This is a genomic window from Flavobacterium circumlabens (genome assembly GCF_004345565.1).
GTDB classification, from domain to species: domain Bacteria; phylum Bacteroidota; class Bacteroidia; order Flavobacteriales; family Flavobacteriaceae; genus Flavobacterium; species Flavobacterium circumlabens.
The window spans coordinates 242,556-262,130 of sequence record NZ_SLWA01000004.1 but is presented as its reverse complement, the minus strand read 5'-3'; the positions used below and the strand labels follow the sequence as shown (position 1 = coordinate 262,130).

Annotated in this window: 13 protein-coding genes; 10 read left to right on the top strand and 3 right to left on the bottom strand. The window is 36.9% G+C overall.

Annotation, left to right across the window (positions count from 1 at the left end; translation table 11 throughout):
- Positions 1 to 60: 60 nt before the first annotated feature.
- From EV142_RS12260 to EV142_RS12245, 4 genes are all read left to right on the top strand, one after another.
- On the top strand, positions 61 to 381 hold the full coding sequence (locus tag EV142_RS12260) for a hypothetical protein (protein ID WP_132036118.1): 321 nt from the start codon (positions 61 to 63) through the stop codon (positions 379 to 381).
- An 816-nt stretch (positions 382 to 1,197) separates the two neighbouring features.
- Entirely contained in the window at positions 1,198 to 4,104 is a 2,907-nt protein-coding gene (locus EV142_RS12255; protein ID WP_132036116.1) for an FAD-binding and (Fe-S)-binding domain-containing protein, read from the top strand.
- Between the two features lie 517 nt (positions 4,105 to 4,621).
- Positions 4,622 to 6,568 (top strand): amino acid permease, encoded by a 1,947-nt coding sequence (locus tag EV142_RS12250; protein ID WP_132036114.1) that lies wholly within the window; start codon positions 4,622 to 4,624, stop codon positions 6,566 to 6,568.
- Between the two features lie 282 nt (positions 6,569 to 6,850).
- Complete coding sequence (locus tag EV142_RS12245; RefSeq protein WP_132036113.1) at positions 6,851 to 7,945, top strand: DUF695 domain-containing protein; 1,095 nt, start codon at positions 6,851 to 6,853, stop codon at positions 7,943 to 7,945.
- Positions 7,946 to 8,170: 225 nt separating this feature from the next.
- On the opposite strand, the gene EV142_RS12240 is transcribed toward EV142_RS12245, so the two are convergent.
- A complete protein-coding gene (locus EV142_RS12240; RefSeq protein WP_132036111.1) occupies positions 8,171 to 9,373 on the bottom strand; it encodes an aminotransferase class I/II-fold pyridoxal phosphate-dependent enzyme in 1,203 nt (400 codons plus the stop codon).
- A 403-nt stretch (positions 9,374 to 9,776) separates the two neighbouring features.
- Here EV142_RS12240 and EV142_RS12235 point away from each other — a divergent pair, with 403 nt between their 5' ends.
- From EV142_RS12235 to EV142_RS12225, 3 genes are all read left to right on the top strand, one after another.
- A complete protein-coding gene (locus EV142_RS12235; protein ID WP_042566586.1) occupies positions 9,777 to 10,232 on the top strand; it encodes an Lrp/AsnC family transcriptional regulator in 456 nt (151 codons plus the stop codon).
- A gap of 426 nt (positions 10,233 to 10,658) precedes the next feature.
- The gene (gene lpdA / locus EV142_RS12230) at positions 10,659 to 12,062 is read left to right on the top strand and encodes a dihydrolipoyl dehydrogenase (RefSeq protein WP_132036109.1); all 1,404 of its coding nucleotides are present in this window, start codon (positions 10,659 to 10,661) and stop codon (positions 12,060 to 12,062) included.
- Positions 12,063 to 12,227: 165 nt separating this feature from the next.
- Positions 12,228 to 12,770, top strand: coding sequence for a lipocalin family protein (locus tag EV142_RS12225; protein WP_132036107.1), 543 nt, complete (start codon positions 12,228 to 12,230; stop codon positions 12,768 to 12,770).
- Positions 12,771 to 12,828: 58 nt separating this feature from the next.
- Here the strand turns inward: EV142_RS12225 and EV142_RS12220 are convergent, their stop codons facing one another.
- Together EV142_RS12220 and EV142_RS12215 are read right to left on the bottom strand one after the other, a co-directional pair.
- Complete coding sequence (locus EV142_RS12220; RefSeq protein WP_132036105.1) at positions 12,829 to 13,206, bottom strand: DoxX family membrane protein; 378 nt, start codon at positions 13,204 to 13,206, stop codon at positions 12,829 to 12,831.
- Positions 13,207 to 13,411: 205 nt separating this feature from the next.
- Entirely contained in the window at positions 13,412 to 14,311 is a 900-nt protein-coding gene (locus tag EV142_RS12215; RefSeq protein ID WP_132036103.1) for a DUF4349 domain-containing protein, read from the bottom strand.
- Between the two features lie 202 nt (positions 14,312 to 14,513).
- Here EV142_RS12215 and EV142_RS12210 point away from each other — a divergent pair, with 202 nt between their 5' ends.
- The 3 genes from EV142_RS12210 to EV142_RS12200 all read left to right on the top strand — a co-directional run bounded on the left by EV142_RS12210 (position 14,514) and on the right by EV142_RS12200 (position 19,449).
- Positions 14,514 to 15,800: an anthranilate synthase component I family protein gene (locus tag EV142_RS12210; protein ID WP_132036101.1), complete on the top strand. Its 1,287-nt coding sequence runs from the start codon at positions 14,514 to 14,516 to the stop codon at positions 15,798 to 15,800.
- A 245-nt stretch (positions 15,801 to 16,045) separates the two neighbouring features.
- Positions 16,046 to 17,356, top strand: a complete 1,311-nt coding sequence (gene tilS / locus EV142_RS12205; RefSeq protein ID WP_132036099.1) for a tRNA lysidine(34) synthetase TilS — start codon at positions 16,046 to 16,048, stop codon at positions 17,354 to 17,356.
- Positions 17,356 to 19,449: a protein-disulfide reductase DsbD family protein gene (locus EV142_RS12200; RefSeq protein WP_132036097.1), complete on the top strand. Its 2,094-nt coding sequence runs from the start codon at positions 17,356 to 17,358 to the stop codon at positions 19,447 to 19,449. The genes tilS and EV142_RS12200 overlap by 1 nt, the downstream gene beginning before the upstream one ends.
- Positions 19,450 to 19,575 lie beyond the last annotated feature (126 nt).

Genomic DNA, 19,575 nt, shown 5'->3' with positions numbered 1-19,575 from the left:
CTATTGAAATGTGCCATGAGAATTTACAAATACATTTATTATGCATCTTTTCTACAAAGTATGAAAAAAAATGCAGCTCCCGAGATACCAGTATATAGCTATTTATCATTTATCCAAACCAATAACTTGATAACGGTTATTAATGTTTTGTTAATAATAACCAGAATAGATATTGTTTATGATGTTTTAAAATTGGTTCTTTTTGGACCTATTACATTTTACTTTATTAATTACTATTACTTCAGTAAAAAAGGAAATGGCGCAATTATAATTAGGGATGAAAGTTATTCATTAGGCAAGTATTCTTTTTTGCTTGACGTTTTTGGTTTTGCATCTTTTCTTTTGGTGGTTTTAACCTATTATTTTTATAGGGAATTTTAAGGGGTTATTGTTTGTTAAATTGTTAGCTATCATGTTTTTAGTTTAAAGATATTATTGTGAATATTTATTGTCATACGAAGTCAGGAGACTTCATATGACAATACTTCGGAGAACCGAGTTTGAAATTAATATAATGATGGATGTTTAAATTTATAGAGCTTATTTTTATTTTCTTTTCAAAAATTTATATTTTCTTTTATAAAGAGAAATCAAATTATTGGAAAATATTTCCAATAGTAATCATGTCAACAATTTTGATGATTAATATTGAAATTGTTTTACTTCAGTTTTTTTATTTGAATAATTATTATGCCCTTTTTATAATACTACCTTTAATACTCTTGAATGTTTTTTTCAGGAAAAGAGATTATAATTGGGTAAATCAATATTCAATATCACTAACGCAAAAAGTTACTATCAGTACAATTATAATTGTCGATTTTATTATTATGGGAATTTTGTTAAATCTATCACGGAGTGCTTATATAGCTTCTCACTAATGTAATAATCAATAACAAAACCTCTCCTTGTTTCCTTAATAGCAATTCTATACTTGTATGGATTGGCTAAGTAATTTCAGTATTTTATGTATGTTGAGGTTTTTGTTCCATAAACCTTATCCCGATAGCGATCGGTATCACAGGGTGCCAATTTGGTTAAATTCCACTAAAAAAAATCCCAAATTCCAACCCTTCGGCTTCGCTCAGGGGGACAATCGTAAAAAAACCTTTGAAGCTCTGAACCTTTGCGTCTCTGTACCTATTAAAAGAACCTAAAAAAAAACTATTTTTGTAATTCATTTTCAGGTCATAAATAATGTCAATACTTAAGGATTTAGAACAATTATCAGCGTCGTTAGAAGGAACACTTTTATACGATGATCTTCATAAAACGCTTTATTCGACTGATGCTTCGGTATACCGGATCAAGCCAAAAGCAGTTGCCGTACCTAAAACCAATGCAGATATTACAAAACTGATTCGGTTTGCAGCGCAGCATGATCTTTCGATAACGCCCAGAACAGCCGGAACATCCCTTGCCGGACAAACGGTTGGCGACGGAATTGTGGTCGATGTTTCGAAGAACTTTACCAAAATCCTGAATTTCGATCCCATTCAAAAAACCGTTACGGTACAGCCCGGTGTGATTCGCGACGAACTGAATTTGTTCCTGAAACCGCATGGCGTATTTTTCGGACCTAATACTTCGACTTCCAACCGCTGTATGATAGGCGGGATGGTTGGGAATAATTCTTCGGGAACGACTTCAATCCGATACGGAGTGACACGCGATAAAATTGTGGAGATTAAAGCGATTCTGAGCGATGGCTCTGAAGTGGTTTTTAAGGAAATGACTTCGGCTCAGTTTATCGAAAAAACCAAAGGCGATACTTTAGAAAATAAAATATACAAAAGCGTTTACGACGAATTGTCGGTAAAAGCAACACAGGAAGAAATTGTAAAGGAGTTTCCGAAACCTGAAATTCACCGCAGAAATACCGGTTATGCAGTGGATATTTTACTGAAATCGGATCTATTTGGCGGAACGGAACCCACTATAAATCTCGGAAAACTCCTTTGCGGAAGTGAAGGAACCCTGGCCTTTACAACGGAAGTTACGCTGAAGGTGGATGATTTGCCGCCAGCGCATAATATAATGGTAGTGGCGCATTACCACAGCATTCACGAATCGCTGGAGTCGGTTGTGGTCGCCATGAAACACCATTTATATACCTGCGAAATGATAGATGATACGATTTTGGATTGTACCAAAACGAATCGCGAACACATTAAAAACAGGTTCTTTTTGGTGGGTGAACCCAAAGCAATTATGATGTTTGAAGTGGCATCAAACGATCCGGAAGATGCCGAAAATCAGGCGAATGCTTTGGTGGCTGATTTAGAAAAAAATAATTTTGGTTACGCGCTTGTAAAAATTTACGGAGCCGATATAGATAAAGTAAACGAGCTCAGAAAAGCCGGATTAGGACTTTTGGGAAGTATTGTAGGCGATAATAAAGCAGCCGATTCTATTGAAGATACGGCAGTTGAGGTAAACGACCTGCCGGAATACATTGCGGAGTTTTCGGCAATGATGTTAAGTCACGGCCAGGAAGCGATTTATTATGCGCATGCGGGTGCAGGAGAATTGCACTTGCGTCCGGTTTTGAACCTGAAGAAAACTTCGGACTTAAAATTGTTTCGAACCATTGCGACCGATGTAGCGATTTTGGTCAAGAAATACAGAGGTTCTTTAAGCGGGGAACACGGTGACGGAATTGTGCGCGGTGAATTTATTCCGTTTATGATTGGCGAAACGAATTATGAACTGCTGAAACGAATCAAATTAGCGTTTGACACGAATTCGGTTTTGAATATTGGCAAGATTGTCAATGCCTTAAAAATGGACGAAAACCATCGTGTAGTTTCCGGAAGGGAAGAGCCGGATATTAAAACGTTTCAGGATTTCTCAGACAGTTTGGGGATTTTACGTGCAGCCGAAAAATGCAACGGATCGGGTGATTGCCGAAAATTGCCGTCGGCAGGAGGAGCGATGTGTCCGAGTTATCGTGCGACAAAAAACGAAAAAGAAACCACGCGTGCCAGAGCCAATGCCTTACGTGAATACCTGACGTATTCGGAGAAAGAAAACAAATTTGACCAGAAAGAATTATACGAAGTTTTTGAGTTGTGTGTGAGCTGTAAAGCCTGTGCCAGCGAATGTCCAAGTAATGTAGACGTCGCCACACTGAAAGCCGAATTTTTATACCAATACCAAAAAGCAAACGGATTCTCGACGCGAAACAAGATTTTTGCGCACAATGCCAAACTGAATAAAATGGGAAGTATTTTTCCGTCGATCACGAATTTCATTTCGAATCAGCCGCTGGTGAAGAAAAGCATGGGTATTGCGCCGGAAAGACAGGTTCCGTTGCTGGCCAAAAAGACTTTTAGAAAATGGTACGACAATCAGAAAAAGCAAAACCATGATTTCCCGAACGGGCAGGTGTATTTATTTAATGATGAATTTACCAATTATTATGATGTTACTATCGGTATTGATGCTTTCGAATTGTTGACAAAGTTAGGGTATGAAGTTTTGGTTGTGGATCACGAAGAAAGTGGCAGAACCTATTTGTCGAAAGGATTTCTGGAAGAAGCGAAAAAGATTGCCAATACAAACGTTGGTGTTTTTAAGGATTTGGTTTCCGCAAAAGCACCGTTAATCGGAATCGAACCATCGGCAATTCTGACTTTCAGGGATGAATACCTGCGTTTGGCTGATGATAAGGAAGCGGCTGAGAAGTTGTCTCAGAGTGCTTTGACCATAGAGGAATTCTTTAAAAGAGAAATCATTGACGGTAAGATTACACCGGATTTATTTTCGAAAGAAAAAAGAGAAATCAAAATTCACGGACACTGTCATCAGAAATCATTAAGTTCTGTAGAAGCGACTTTTGCGATGCTGAATTTACCGACGAACAATGTAGTTACGATTTATAATTCAGGCTGTTGTGGAATGGCAGGTTCTTTCGGATACGAAAAAGAGCATTATCAGGTCAGTATGCAAATGGGCGAGGACACTTTGTTTCCTAAAGTGCGTGCCACTGCCGAAAATGTAAAGATTGCAGCAGCCGGAACCAGCTGCCGTCACCAAATTTTTGACGGAACCAGCAGGGAAGCCCAACATCCGGTAAGTATTCTGAAAAGCTGTCTGAAGTAGCAGAATAACCACGGATGACACTGATCAAACTGATTAACACGGATTAACACGGATTTTTATCCGCGAAATCTGCTAAATCTGCGGGAGAAAATTTTAGCACTCTCTATAGTCTGTGAATGTAAAAATACTCCCGCAGATTTGGCAGATTTAGCAGATTTTTTTTGGCAAAGTCTAAAGATATACCCGCGTTGGTCTATTTTATCGGTTAGATCGTTAGGTAAAAGAATAACCACGAATGACGCAGATTAAGCGGATTAACACGGATTTTAATCTGCTGAATCTGCAAAATCTGCGGGAGTTTTAATCTGCAGCAAAAACAATCAGCGTAAACCTGTTTAATCCGTAAAACCCGCGTGCCATAAAAAACAGGTTCCGGAAATTAAAACAATTTGTGTTGAAAAAAGTCGTGCTAAAACAAAATCGTTTTATATATTTGATTTCAGGATAAAATTTGCATTATTTGCAAAATAAAAGCATAAAGTTAGAATTATATTAATTTTTAATCGTAAAACCATATATGGCATTTTCAAGTTTATTTCGAAAAAAAACCGTACAGGATATCCTGAAGCAAGTTGCAAAAAACGAGGCAGACGGTCATAATGCTTTAGGAAAACACTTAACAGCACGTGATTTAACTGCTTTTGGTATTGCTGCAATTGTTGGAGCAGGAATTTTTAGTACAATCGGTAAAGCCAGTGCCGACGGAGGACCAGCAGTAATCTTCTTGTTTCTTTTTACAGCAGTTGCCTGTAGTTTTGCGGCATTTGCCTATGCAGAATTCGCATCGATGGTGCCGGTTTCAGGAAGTGCCTATACCTATTCGTATGTAGCTTTTGGAGAAATAATAGCCTGGGTTATTGGCTGGGCGCTGATCATGGAATATTCGGTCGGAAACATAACCGTTGCCATATCGTGGAGTGATTATTTTACAGGACTCCTCGCCAGCGGAGGTATTCAGCTCCCGCAATGGGTTCAGATGGATTACCTAACCGCTTCAAACGGATTTGATAACGCAACAGCTTTAATGCACAGCGGAAAAGCATTCGCAAATTTAGAGCCCGCTTTACAATCGGCTTACACGGCCTGGACGACTTCACCAGTATTATTTGGTTCGTTTCACTTTGTGGCCGATCTTCCTGCTTTATTAATCATTATCTTAATTACCGCATTGATCTACCGCGGAATGAAAGAATCCCGTAACGCCAGTAACGTCATGGTTGTGGTAAAACTTTGTATTGTACTTTTGGTAATTGCGGTAGGTGTATTTTATGTAGACACGGCCAATTGGGATCCGTTTGCACCAAATGGAGTAAGTGGGGTTCTAAAAGGAGTTTCAGCCGTATTTTTTGCTTATATAGGTTTTGATGCCATTTCTACAACGGCAGAAGAATGTAAAAATCCACAGCGTGATTTACCACGCGGAATGATGTGGGCGATTATTATCTGTACGATTTTATACATTGCCATTGCTTTGGTGCTGACCGGAATGGTAAGTTATAATCAATTAAATGTGGGTGATCCGTTAGCCTTTGTATTCGAAAAATTAGACCTGAAATGGATGTCCGGAATTATCGCCGTAAGTGCCGTAATTGCTATGGCGAGTGTTTTACTGGTTTTCCAGATGGGACAGCCGCGTATCTGGATGAGTATGAGCCGTGACGGATTGTTGCCAAAACGTTTTTCAAAAGTGCATCCGAAATATAAAACACCTTCTTATGCGACTATCGTAACCGGTTTCGTGGTTGCGGTTCCGGCTTTGTTTTTAAACCTTACTATGGTAACCGATTTATGCAGTATCGGAACTTTATTCGCCTTTGTTTTGGTTTGCGCGGGGGTTTTGGTTTTACAAAATAAACCGGAGATACCAAGAGGAAAATTCAAGACGCCTTATATCAATTCACAATATATCATGCCGGTTTTATTAATCATCGGATTGGTTTTTGCTTTTGGATATAATAAAAAAGCCACCATGAGTTTTATTACAAACGAAACTCAAATCAATAGTTCAGCGGACATTATTACTTCACTGGATAAAAACGATTCTGAAAAAGTATTCAATTATTTAAAAAGCATTGATGTTCAGAATAAAACTGCCGAAACATCAGATTTAGAACATTTGTTAGGGCAATATCAGTCGGATGATGCGAAATATGCTGAGGTTGTAAAAGGCTTGCCAATAGATGACTCCTTAAAATACGAAAGCGGATTTAGCTTATTCAAACACAAAATTCCAATGTGGATTTTCTTATTTGTTCTGGCCGGATTAACCGTTTGGGCTTTCAGACAAAAATTATCATTAATTCCGCTTTTAGGTTTGATCTGCTGCTTGTATATGATGGCTGAATTAAGTGTCTGGAACTGGATTTATTTTACGGTTTGGTTGCTTATAGGGCTTTGTATTTACTTTGGGTTTAGCCGAAAAAACAGTAAATTAAATTTTATTGAAGAGGCTGGAAAAAACTAAAAAATAGAAGTAAAAGGTTATTAGGTAAAAAGCCGTTCTGAATCTCAATCAGAACGGCTTTTTTTGGGGTGTTTTTTTACCACTGATTAAAAGATTCGCGCCGATTTTTAATCCCTTTAATTCTTTATCCCGATAGCTATCGGGAGTGGCTAAAACTTTTTTTTGGCACGGGGTTTTTCCTTTATACATAAAATTATTTTATATAAAAATATTCTTGCATATTACCGCAACAAATTTTTCCCTTAATTTGCCGACGGTAAATTTTAAACTTAATTTTAATACATGAATTTTCTTAAAAATATATTTGGAAAGAAAGAGCAAGCTATAAAATCATACGGCGATTTCTGGGATTGGTTTTTAAAGCACGAGAAAGAGTTTTTTAAAGTGGTACAGAAAGGCGATACTATACATAAAGATTTCTTTGAATTACTATCTCCAAAACTGGACGAAATTCATGATGGCATTTATTACCTGACCGGAATGCTCGACGATCAAACTGCTGAACTGATCCTGACACCGGACGGAGCAATAAAAAACATTTATGTGATTGAAGAGTTTATTAATGCCGCCCCTAAAATTGAAGGCTGGACATTTACGGCTCTGAAGCCTGCATCAGATATTAAAGATGTTAGTATCAATTATGAGGGCTTTAAATTTAATGCAAAGAATTTAAAATTTTATCCCAATTTGCATAAAAATTATCCGGATGAAATTGATCTGACGATTGTATATGATGATTTTACAGCCGATAAAAAAGCTGCGGCAGCCAATGGAGTTTATATTTTCCTGGATAATTATTTAGGTGAATTGCATGCCGTTACTTTAATAGATAATATGAAAGTAGTCGGAAACGAAGGCATTTCGGAAGAATTAATTCCGATAGAAAAATTAAAGGACTATTTAATCTGGAGGGAAAAAGAATTTGTTGAAAAATATGAAGGAATCAGGCACAATACTGAAAATGATGGTTATGCAAATTTTGAAGGAAAAAGAAATGAGGGTGGAATTGTTTTAGCACTAATCAACACAACAATCTTAGAATGGGATAAAAAAGCTTCCCATCCCTGGATTTTTATTATATCAATTCCATTTAAGATTGTTGATGAAAGCGGTTTGCCTGATCGCGAAACCTATAAGCTGTTAGATGAAATTGAAGATGAAATTAGCGCTGAGCTGAAAGATTTAGAGGGTTATTTAAATATTGGAAGAGAAACAGCAGATGGTAAAAGAGAGATCTTTTTTGCCTGTAAGGAGTTTAGAAAACCTCCAAAAATTTTAGATACCATAATCAAAAAGTACAGTCAGACTCCTGAAATAAGTTATGATATTTATAAAGACAAGTATTGGCAATCGTTCAGGCATTACGAACAAAACTAGATGATAAAAAGCCGTTCCGGAATTATTCGGAACGGCTTTCTTAATTTGAAACAGAATATAGGATTGAATAGGATTTTTGATTCATGCAGATTTACACGAATCTATTTAAGAAACTCAAAAAGAAAACCGGCTATAAATCTGCGTAAAAAAAACTTTGTGTTTCTTGTAGAAGAAAAACTTTAGTGAACCTCTGTGAAATCTCTTGTGAATCTTTGTGAAATAGCATTACAAAATCCCAAGCTCCACCATACAAGCCTTCATCATCTCGTAAGTACGCTGAATATCATTGTCTAAGCCAATAGAGAAACGAATTAAACCATCCGTCAGTCCCATCTCTGCCTGTTCTTCAAGTGGAATCTCGCTGGAAGTCGAAGTTCCCGGTGCGCTAAACAGCGTTTTGTAAAAGCCTAAACTCACCGCCAGGTAGCCTAAATTTCTGGCCTGCATCAATTCCATTAATTCATTGGCTTTATCAAGAGTGCCCACATCAATTGTCATCATCCCTCCAAAACCATATTCCGGATTAATCATCGTTTTATACAATTCATGACTCGGGTGACTTTTTAATCCCGGATAAACCGTTTTTAACCCGTCGGCTTCAAATTGATCCGCCAGGAAATGAGCATTATGGCTGTGTTGTTTCACACGGATATGAAGGGTACGAAGATTTTTCATCACACTCGCAGAACGCAGACTGTCCATAGTAGGGCCTAAGAGCATGCTTGCACCGCTGTTTACATTTTTTAAAGAATTGATAAACTCTTTAGAAGCACAGGTCACACCGCCAACGGTATCGCTGCTCCCGTTAATGTATTTCGTCAAACTATGAATTACAATATCGGCACCCAGTTTTGCAGGAGAAACGGACAAAGGCGAAAACGTATTGTCAACCACTAATTTCAGATTATGCTTTTTTGCAATTTTGGCCAGCCCGGCAATATCCGCAACTTCCAATAACGGGTTGCTTACGGTTTCGCAATACAGCACTTTTGTGTTGGGAGTAATGGCAGCTTCTACAACATCTAATTTTGTAATGTCCACAAAACTGGTTTCAATGCCAAAACGAGGCGTAAAATTTTTCAGAAAAGCATACGTTCCGCCATAAATGGTTCTGCTCGAAACGATATGATCTCCCGCGCCGCACAACTGTAATAAGGTAGGTGTAATGGCACCCATTCCCGAAGCCGAAACGTTTGCTGTCTCCGTACCTTCCATAGCGGCCAAAGCCTGGTCCAGATATAAATTACTGGGCGAAGAATGACGCGAATACAGGTAACAGCCTTCCATATTGCCTTCAAAAGTATCAAACATGGTTTTAGCCGAAAGAAAAGTATACGTCGATGAATCTGAAATCGACGGATTCACACCGCCAAATTCACCAAAATATTGTAAATCCTGAATCTTGTCTGCTGGGTTAAAGTCTTTCATAGTTTTTTTGAGTTCTATTTATCGTTTTTATAATTGCCATTGAAATTTGTAATTGTCATCCTGAGCGAAGTCGAAGGATAAGGACCTATTCCAGCTTTTCGTTTCAAGTCCTCATAAAAAATGCAAGTTTCTAATGTTCCAAAAAGAGCTTCCGCTGGTCGCTTTTTTAGAACAGGAAACTTTTGCCTTTTTCATTCCGGGCTTTACTCTTCAATCTGGGCTAGGGCTCTTGTTTTCACAAGAAATACAGTTCAAAATAACAGTTTATCAGAAAAATAATCAATGATGTGATTCGTAATTAGATTTTAAAACTATTTATAGTTTTAAATAAAGATTATTTATCTAAATTTGATTAGTAAAACCTAAATCAATAGATTTTCTTTCATCTCCAAAAAACAATAAAATGACTTTAGACGCCACCGATAAAAAACTCCTCGTTTTATTACAAACCGACAGTAAAAAGACAACCAAAGAATTGTCCCTAAAACTCAATCTCTCGGTAACGGCGGTTTACGAACGAATTAAAAAATTGGAGCGTGAAGGAATTATCAAAAACTACGTGGCTTTGGTTGATAAAACCAAAATCGACAAAGGATTTGTCGTTTTCTGCCATCTAAAACTCATTCAGCACACCAAAGAATTCCTGACCAAATTCGAAAGCGAAGTTATTAAACTAAATGAAGTTTTAGAATGCCACCACGTAAGCGGTGATTATGACTACATCCTCAAAGTATTGGTAAAAGACATGGAAGCCTACCGCGAATTCCTCGTAACAAAACTTACAAGCTTACAACACATTGGCAGTACACAAAGTATGTTTATGATTAGTGAAGTGAAGAATTCGACGGTGATTTTTTAAGGTTCTGAGTTGCTGAGTTGCTGAGGTTCTGAGTTTTTAGTTGCAAAGGTTCAGAGTTGCAAAGGTTCAAAGGTTTTTTAGTTTCAGGTTCAGAAGTTTGCTTCTTTGCGACTTTGCGTGAAAAAAACTGGGATACTGAGTTTTTTGGTTCATAGGTTCAGAGAGACAAAGCTTCAAAGGTTTTTCATGAATCGTCACATTTAAAAGGAGACGCTAAAACTATACCTTACAAATAACAAAAATCTGCTTTATCTGCTAAATCTGCGAGATTAAAAAAGAAAAACTTACCGAACCTTGCGTAAACTTCTTAACGCTCTTTGCGGTAAAACCGACAACTTAAATTTCACGCAAAAAACATTGAGATTTAAACTTTAAACAAAACTTTATTCCTTAATTTTGTATCGCTAAAAATAAAACAGACAAACTATGAGTTCATTTGACGTAGTCATTATAGGTTCAGGACCGGGCGGATATGTATCAGCAATTCGTTGCGCACAATTAGGTTTCAAAACAGCAATAGTAGAAAAGTACACCTCTTTAGGAGGAACCTGCCTTAATGTAGGCTGTATTCCATCAAAAGCATTATTGTCTTCTTCTCACCATTATGCAGAAATTGCACATTTTGCCGATCATGGAATTGAAGTTTCCGGAGAGGTAAAAATCAATTTAGAGAAAATGATTGCCCGTAAACAAGCAGTTGTAGATCAAACCGTGGGTGGAATCAACTACCTGATGGATAAAAATAAAATTACGGTTTTTAATGGTTTAGGTTCATTCGTAGACGCAACTCACATTGCAGTAGCTAAAGCAGACGGAACTTCAGAAACTATCGAAGCAAAATATACTGTTATTGCAACAGGTTCAAAACCATCTTCTTTGCCATTCATTACAATTGATAAAGAAAGAATCATTACTTCTACAGAAGCTTTGGCTTTAAAAGAAGTTCCAAAACACTTAGTTATTATTGGAGGAGGCGTTATCGGTATCGAATTAGGACAAGTCTATTTACGTTTGGGAGCACAGGTTTCCGTAGTAGAATTTATGGACAGAATCATTCCGGGAATGGATGCTTCTTTGTCTAAAGAACTGACTAAAGTATTGAAAAAACAAGGAATGAAGTTCTATGTTTCCCACAAAGTAAAATCAGTAGAAAGAAACGGTGATGCTGTTGTTGTTCAGGCTGAAAATGCAAAAGGAGAAACAATTACCCTTGAAGGAGATTACTCTTTGGTATCTGTTGGTCGTCGTCCTTACACAGACGGATTAAACGCTGACAAAGCCGGAGTTAAAATTTCTGACAGAGGTCAAGTTGAAGTAAACGATCATTTACAAACGAATGTTCCTAACATTTACGCAATCGGAGATGTTGTTCGTGGAGCAATGCTGGCACACAAAGCAGAAGAAGAAGGAACTATGGTTGCTGAAATCTTAGCAGGTCAAAAACCACATATTGATTATAACTTAATCCCTGGTGTTGTCTACACCTGGCCGGAAGTTGCAGCCGTTGGACAAACGGAAGAGCAGGTTAAAGCTTCAGGAACAGAATATAAAGTTGGAAGTTTCCCGTTTAAAGCTTTAGGCCGTGCCAGAGCGAGTGGAGATTTAGACGGATTCGTAAAAATTATTGCGGATGCTAAAACAGATGAGGTTTTAGGTGTTCACATGATTGGAGCCCGTACAGCAGATTTAATCGCAGAAGCAGTTACTGCAATGGAGTTTAAAGCTTCTGCCGAAGATATTTCAAGAATGAGTCATGCACACCCAACTTTTGCTGAAGCCGTAAAAGAAGCAGCATTAGCCGCAACAGACAACAGAGCATTACACGTATAATTTTTACATAAAATATACCTGACCGCCGGAATTTACATTCTGGCGGTTTTTTTTGTTTTGTAACGTATTGATTCGTAACTTTATAATATATAAAAATCAAAAATAATTCTGTAAAATGATTTGTGGATTGTGGTGTTAGCTTTGTGAAATATAAAAGACAACATCATGAAAAGTAAATATATAGCTCCGCTTTTGTTAGGAGCGGGAATTGCGTTTGCACTTTATTCCTGCGGTTCTACTATTCCGGACAAAGCAGCGGCCGTCACTAATTTTGACAAAACAAAATATCTTGGCAAGTGGTATGAAATTGCGAGATTGGATTTTAAATATGAAAAAGGTTTGAACAATGTTACGGCAGAGTATTCTCTGAATGATAACGGAACCATAAAAGTGGATAACAGGGGCTATGATGTCAAAAAAGACAAGTGGGAACAGAGTATCGGGAAAGCCAAGTTTGTCAAAAAGGACAATGTTGGTATGCTTAAGGTCTCATTTTTTGGTCCTTTTTATGCAGGTTATAATGTCATTGCAGTTGAGGATAATTACAAGTATGCACTCGTTGCAGGAGAAAGCCTGAAATACATGTGGATTCTTTCCAGGGAAACCACGATTCCTGAAAGTGTAAAAGCCGATTTCCTGATCAAAGCCCGGGAAATAGGTTATACCGTTTCAGATCTGGTTTGGGTAAAACACAACAAAACAAACTAAAAAAACAAACCCGACGATTTAAAAATCAGTCGGGTTTTTATTTTTAATGGAAAAAGATTTATACAGTGAAAACACTTTTATAATTATGCCAATATCTGTAAATCAGGAATATATTAGCTAAAAACAGTAATCCTGCAATAGGTAAATGTTCCGGTGACATGAAATAATTGATAAACAGGATGTTGATGGTAATGGGTAAGATCAAAATGTTGGCTAATGTTACATAACGGCCTGATACAAAAGCTAACCCACATATCAATTCGATTGATTTAGCTAAAGGCATTAAATAAGTGGAGGCAATTAAACCAACATTAAAAGCTTTGAAATTATCATTAGTCATTGGCTCTGCAGGCATTAAGTTGAAAAAGTAACTGATAGAAGCAAAAAGTAATAAGAGACCAATCAAAACTCGGACAATAATGGTAGCAATTTTCATAATACTAGGATTTTAGGTTAAAAAAATATAAATTATTTGCTGATAAACATCACAATTTGAATCCTGTAATAAAATATAAATTATTTTTTAGGTCGTTTATTAAGAATTCTTTAATCAATACAATCCTATTTTGGGATTAATCTAAGCCTATATCAAATATAATGAATTTTTTCTTATTAAATTACTGCTTTATTAACACTTTAGATTATTTTCTACTATATTTTTGATATAAGAACCAACCTGCAACACCTAATAAGATAAATGGCCATAGATTCAGCAGAAACACAAAAATAGCTTCAAGAATATACCAGCCGCTCTTTAAAGAATCAATCACCTGAATTCCTAAATTAGGCTTGTATTCACTACTGTCTTTTTCACTCGCGGTTATTTCTTGTTTAATCGTTTCGTTCTGATACAGCTGAAGCGTGATTGTACTAAAGTTAATCTGATCCTGCATCGATAAATGATCAATTACAGCAGAATCTTTTGCTTCTTTTTGGCTCGCCAAAGTAGTTTCGGCTTCCATAATATCGTTTATTTTTTTGCCTTTGGTATCAATGGCTTTCTCAACTCTTTTTTCGGTAACAGCACTTCTTTTTTGGGAAAGCTGATTGGATAAAAGTTTAAGCGAAACATCATCGGCTTTGATTACCCTGAAGTCCAGAAAATCAATTTGTCTGGCAATGGTTTTGATCACGGTGTCCAGTTGCGTGTTGGGTACACGAATGGTAACATTGTTTTCTACCGTATATTTTGTAGTTTCCAAAGTGCTGTCCTGACTGATTTTAGTTTTAATTTGTTCCTGAATGTTACTTTTCAGATTGGTATAAGTCACAAAGCCTCCAAATTTCTGAACAGCATTTTCAATGGCATAAGTTGATTTTGCCACATTTCGAACTTTAAATTTCAGATCAGCAGTTCGGATGAATTTTTGTTTGCTGTCTTTTTTTTCTACTGCTGCAGAAGATGAAACTACTGTACTGTCTGCTGTCCCGGTAGTATAATCCGCAGTTTGATCACCGGTAGAGCCATCCGATTTTTTACAGGAAAAGAGTAATGCGATCACGACCAATGAGGCCAGGCTTAATTTTGTAATTGTTTTCATAAAAGGTTAAAAGGTTGATTAATAAGGAAGTGATTTACACGTTGTAAATACTTTTTTTGTTTTAGAATTCTTTATCAAATGCGAAATAAGTTTAATACCGGTATTAATCTCGTGTACTAAAAAGCGTGCCAATAATTTTTGAGGATTATTTTATCGAAGGATTTTTTTTGTCGTAATTTTGAAGCCTAAAAATATACCACTTTTGAGAGTTACAATCCATAAACATATTGCGGATCCGGAGCAGTTTAAACAGCAGCTTTTAATTTGGGCACAACAATTTCGGGAGATTGTCTTTCTGGATAGTAATTCCTATCCGCAAGAATATTCAAGTTTTGATTGTCTGCTGGCCGTAGATGCTTTTACTTCTTTAAAAACCGATTTTCATAACGCTTTCGACGATTTAAAACAATACCAATCCAATACAAAAGACTGGCTTTTGGGCTATTTGGCCTATGATCTGAAAAACAATGTAGAGCATTTAAAATCCGCTAACTTTGACGCGTTGAATTTTCCGGATTTGTTTTTCTTTCAGCCTAAAAAAATATTTTTATTGAAGGGAAACCAACTCGAAATTCAATATTTGTTTGTTTGTGATGATGAGGCAGAAGATGATTTTGAAGCAATTATCGAAAGTCAGTCTGATGCTTTTGAAACATTAAATAAAATCCTGATTCAACAAAGAATTTCAAAAGAATCATATATAGGAAAAGTGACGAAAATGCTGGATCACATTCATGTAGGTGATATGTATGAAGCCAATTTTTGTATGGAATTTTTCGCTGAAGATGCGATTATAAATCCACTGGAGAAATTTCAAAAACTGAATACAATTTCGCAGGCACCATTTTCGGTTTTCTTTAAAAATAATAAACAGTTTTTGCTATCTGCGTCACCCGAACGCTACATAAAAAAATCAGGGGACAATCTGATTTCCCAACCCATAAAAGGAACCTCAAAACGTTTTTCTGATCCTGCGAAAGATGCAAAATCGAAACATAATCTGGAAAACGATGCCAAAGAACGTGCTGAGAATATCATGATTACCGATCTGGTACGAAATGATTTATCGCATACGGCTCAAAAAGGTTCCGTTGAAGTGAAGGAACTCTGCAAAATTTATTCGTTTTTGCAGGTACATCAGATGATTTCGACCGTAACTTCAAAATTAGATCCGCAATATGCAGCTGTTGATGTTTTAAAAACGACTTTCCCAATGGGAAGTATGACAGGCGCACCAAAAATTTCGGTAATGAAAATTATTGAAAACCTCGAAGAAACAAAACGTGGCTTATACAGTGGTGCCGTGGGTTATTTTACACCGGACGGCGATTTTGATTTTAATGTGGTGATCAGGAGTATTCTGTACAATCAGGAAAATCAATATATTTCTTTTTCGGTAGGAAGTGCTATTACATCCCAGTCTGTTCCTGAAAAAGAATACGAAGAATGTCTGCTGAAAGCTAAGGCAATGCATGAGGTATTGCAGTAAAAGGTTGCCACGAATTGCACGAATTGCCACGAATTTTTTGCCACTCCCGATGGTTACTGGAGCAGATTGAGCAGATCTTTTGCCGCAGATTACAGGATTAAAAGGATTAAAAAAAATCTGCCCAATCTGCAGAATCTGCGGGAATAAATAATTAGCGCAAATTCGTGCAATTCGTGGCAAAAAAAAATACAACGCTTAACATTTCATTTAAAAATAGATCAAATTTAATTTTTTACATTTATCGAATGTTTTCAAAATTTCAAAATCATCTCGTTTCAGGATTTCCCTTTTTGGTAGAAAAAAAACTATTTCTGGCTGTTAGCGGAGGCTTGGACAGTATGGTTTTGTTGCATTTATTACAGCAATTGCCCTATGAAATAGCTGTTTTGCATTGCAATTTTCAACTTCGCGGAATAGAAAGTTTCGATGACCAAAGCTTTGTTCAACAGTATTGCGATGAAAATAATATTAAGGTTTTTATCACTCAGTTTGACACGGAAGCTTTTGCGAAAGATTATAAACTCTCTACTCAGGTTGCTGCCCGTGAATTGCGCTACAGCTGGTTTTATGAGCTTTTAGAAACCCATAATTTCGATTATGTTTTAACAGCACATCATGCCGATGATAATCTGGAAACTTTCCTTATCAATTTAACCAGAGGCACCGGGCTGGATGGTCTGACGGGAATTCCGGAACAGAATGATAAAATTATTCGTCCGCTTTTGCCTTTTTCGAGAGATGAAATTCTCCAATATGCCTCGGAAAATAATATAGAATGGAGAGAAGACAGCAGTAATGCGTCCAATAAATATCTTCGGAATAAAATCCGCCATGATTTAGTCCCGATTTTAAAAGAGATCAGTCCCAATTTTCTGAACGCGTTTCAAAAAACACAGTCTTTTTTGCAGGAAGCACAGGAAATGGTCGAAGATGCATCGATTATGATTTATCAGCAGGTGGCGAAAGAAGAAGGTGAGGATATTCATTTCGATTTGAATCAGCTTAAAAAATTGCCCAATTATAAATCGTATTTGTACCAATGGCTGAATGAATTTGGATTTTTGGCGTGGAATGATATTTATGATTTGGTTGACGGACAGTCCGGAAAACAAGTGTTTGCCGAAGAATTCAGGTTGTTAAAAAACAGAGAGGTGTTGATTTTAAGCCCGGTTTTGGAAGCGGATGAAAAAGAAGAATATCAGATTAATGCAAATGATTCAGACGTTAATTTTCCCTTAAAATTGAAGCTTTGTCAGGTAGATGACATTACAATAGATTCAAATAAAGCTATCTTTGTGGACGCAGAAAAAATCCGCTTTCCTTTGATTTTACGTAAATGGAATGAAGGAGATGTTTTTTATCCTTTTGGCATGCAGGGCAAATCTAAAAAGATAAGTAAACTTTTTAAAGATGAAAAATTATCCCTTTTAGACAAAGAAAAAACCTGGATTTTGTGTTCTGATGACCAGATTGTCTGGGTTGTCGGAATTCGTCAGGATGAACGTTTCAAAATAGAAAAAACTACAAACAGAATACTTAAAATAGAATTACAATAATGAACTTTAATCAATCCCGTCAAGCGATTATATCAAAAAATGTTTGGAATAAAACCATTGTATTTTTGTTATTTTTCATTTTTGCTTTTGCAAAAGGTAATGCCCAAATTCTTGAACCCGTAAAATGGACTGCTAAAATCGAAAAGAAATCAGGAAGCAATGCTGTTTTGATTTTTGACGGAACGATAGAAAAAGAGTGGCATATGTACTCGCAATTTACGCCGGATGGAGGCCCGCTTCCTTTGGAAATTGTGTTTAAAAACCAAAAAGGGAATTATAATTTAGTAGGAAAAGCCAAAGAAGGAAAAACCAAAACGGCCTTTAATGATATTTTTGGTGTGAATGAAACTTTCTTTGAAGGGAAAGCCCATATCGAACAGGAAATCACGATCATAAATCCAAACTTAAAAACAGTTGATGTAGATTTTGACTTTCAGGTTTGTAAAGAAGTTTGTATCAATTCCAATAAAAAATTCTCCATTGCCGTTCCGTCATCATTTAAAATGGATGCTATTGCTACCGTTTCAGGAGTGAAACTGGATGAAACAAAAAGACCGGGTTTAGTTGTAGATACGATAGAGAACACAGTTGTTGCTCCCTCAGCAGAAAAACCAAAAGCGGAAGTTGCGCAGACATTAGACAAAGAAGAAATTCCCGCTCCGGCTCCACAGAGAAGTTTATGGTCTATATTTTTCATTGCATTTTTGTCCGGTTTCGCGGCATTGTTGACGCCTTGCGTATTTCCGATGATCCCAATGACGGTGAGTTTCTTTACCAAACAAAGTAAAAGCAGGGCAAAGGGAATCCGAAATGCTATTATTTACGGCCTTTCCATTATTGCTATTTATGTAATATTAGGTTTAATTGTAACCAAAATATTTGGGGCTGACGCCTTAAATGCGTTGTCTACAGATGTCTGGTTTAACCTGATATTTTTTGTTATACTCATCATCTTTGCTACTTCATTTTTGGGCGCTTTTGAAATCATGCTTCCGAATTCATGGGGGAACAAAGTAGATCAGCAGGCAGACAGAGGCGGACTAGTAGGAATATTGTTTATGGCTTTAGCACTGGCTATTGTTTCTTTTTCCTGTACAGGCCCAATTGTCGGAACTTTATTAGTAGAAGCGGCTTCCAATGGCGGAATTGCCCCGGTAATCGGAATGTTAGGATTTTCATTAGCCTTGGCATTGCCTTTTATGTTGTTTGCCATGTTTCCGGGCTGGTTGAATTCATTACCAAAATCCGGTGGCTGGCTGAATACGGTAAAAGTGGTTTTAGGATTTTTAGAACTGGCTCTGGCTTTCAAATTCTTATCCAATGCCGATTTAGTTTTACAATTGCATTTCCTGGAAAGAGAAGTATTTATAGCGATCTGGATCGCGATATTTGCCGCTCTGACGCTGTATTTATTCGGAAAAATTACTTTACCGCACGATAGTCCGCTACAGCATATTTCTGTAGGAAGATTATATCTTGGATTGCTTACGCTGGTTTTTACGGTGTATCTGATTCCAGGATTATGGGGAGCGCCTTTGAAATTGATCAGTGCATTCCCGCCACCTCCGCAATACAGTGAAAGTCCGTTTGGTGTAGGAGGATCAGGTGTTTCAAATGCAGGTTCACAAGAAGGATTACCGAAAGGTGCAGAATTAGGGCCACATGGCATAATGGTTTTTCATGATTATGAAGACGGGCTCGCTTTTGCAAAATCTGTAAACAAGCCCATTATGCTGGATTTTACGGGTTATGCGTGTGTGAACTGTCGCAAAATGGAAAACAATGTCTGGTCGGACGAGAGAATTTTACCCATATTAAAAAATGATGTGGTATTGATTTCTCTGTATGTAGATGATAAAAGAGAATTGCCAAAAAACGAACAAACTAAAACCGCTTCAGGGGATGAAATTATTACGGTTGGCGATAAATGGACCGATTTTATGATCTCAAAATATAAAACGAATACACAGCCTTTATATGTGATAACGGATCTGGAAGGTAAGAATTTAAATACTTCAAAACCTACGATTAGTTATGTGGGAGTAGAGGAATATTTGCAATGGCTGAATGAAGGGATTGGGAATTTTAAGTAAGTTTTTTTGGGAGGATAGAGAATAGAAGAAAGAGAATAGAAGAAAGAGAATAGAAGAAAGAGAATAGAAGAAAGAGAATAGAAGAAAGAGAATAGAAGAAAGAGAATAGAAGAAAGAGAATAGAAG

What these genes read in the sequence shown, in the direction of transcription:
- EV142_RS12260 (WP_132036118.1), top strand. Translation starts at nt 61, where the DNA reads ATGAAAAAAAATGCAGCTCCCGAGATACCAGTATATAGCTATTTATCA.
- EV142_RS12255 (WP_132036116.1), top strand. Translation starts at nt 1,198, where the DNA reads ATGTCAATACTTAAGGATTTAGAACAATTATCAGCGTCGTTAGAAGGA.
- EV142_RS12250 (WP_132036114.1), top strand. Translation starts at nt 4,622, where the DNA reads ATGGCATTTTCAAGTTTATTTCGAAAAAAAACCGTACAGGATATCCTG.
- EV142_RS12245 (WP_132036113.1), top strand. Translation starts at nt 6,851, where the DNA reads ATGAATTTTCTTAAAAATATATTTGGAAAGAAAGAGCAAGCTATAAAA.
- EV142_RS12240 (WP_132036111.1), bottom strand. Translation starts at nt 9,373, where the DNA reads ATGAAAGACTTTAACCCAGCAGACAAGATTCAGGATTTACAATATTTT.
- EV142_RS12235 (WP_042566586.1), top strand. Translation starts at nt 9,777, where the DNA reads ATGACTTTAGACGCCACCGATAAAAAACTCCTCGTTTTATTACAAACC.
- lpdA (WP_132036109.1), top strand. Translation starts at nt 10,659, where the DNA reads ATGAGTTCATTTGACGTAGTCATTATAGGTTCAGGACCGGGCGGATAT.
- EV142_RS12225 (WP_132036107.1), top strand. Translation starts at nt 12,228, where the DNA reads ATGAAAAGTAAATATATAGCTCCGCTTTTGTTAGGAGCGGGAATTGCG.
- EV142_RS12220 (WP_132036105.1), bottom strand. Translation starts at nt 13,206, where the DNA reads ATGAAAATTGCTACCATTATTGTCCGAGTTTTGATTGGTCTCTTATTA.
- EV142_RS12215 (WP_132036103.1), bottom strand. Translation starts at nt 14,311, where the DNA reads ATGAAAACAATTACAAAATTAAGCCTGGCCTCATTGGTCGTGATCGCA.
- tilS (WP_132036099.1), top strand. Translation starts at nt 16,046, where the DNA reads ATGTTTTCAAAATTTCAAAATCATCTCGTTTCAGGATTTCCCTTTTTG.
- EV142_RS12200 (WP_132036097.1), top strand. Translation starts at nt 17,356, where the DNA reads ATGAACTTTAATCAATCCCGTCAAGCGATTATATCAAAAAATGTTTGG.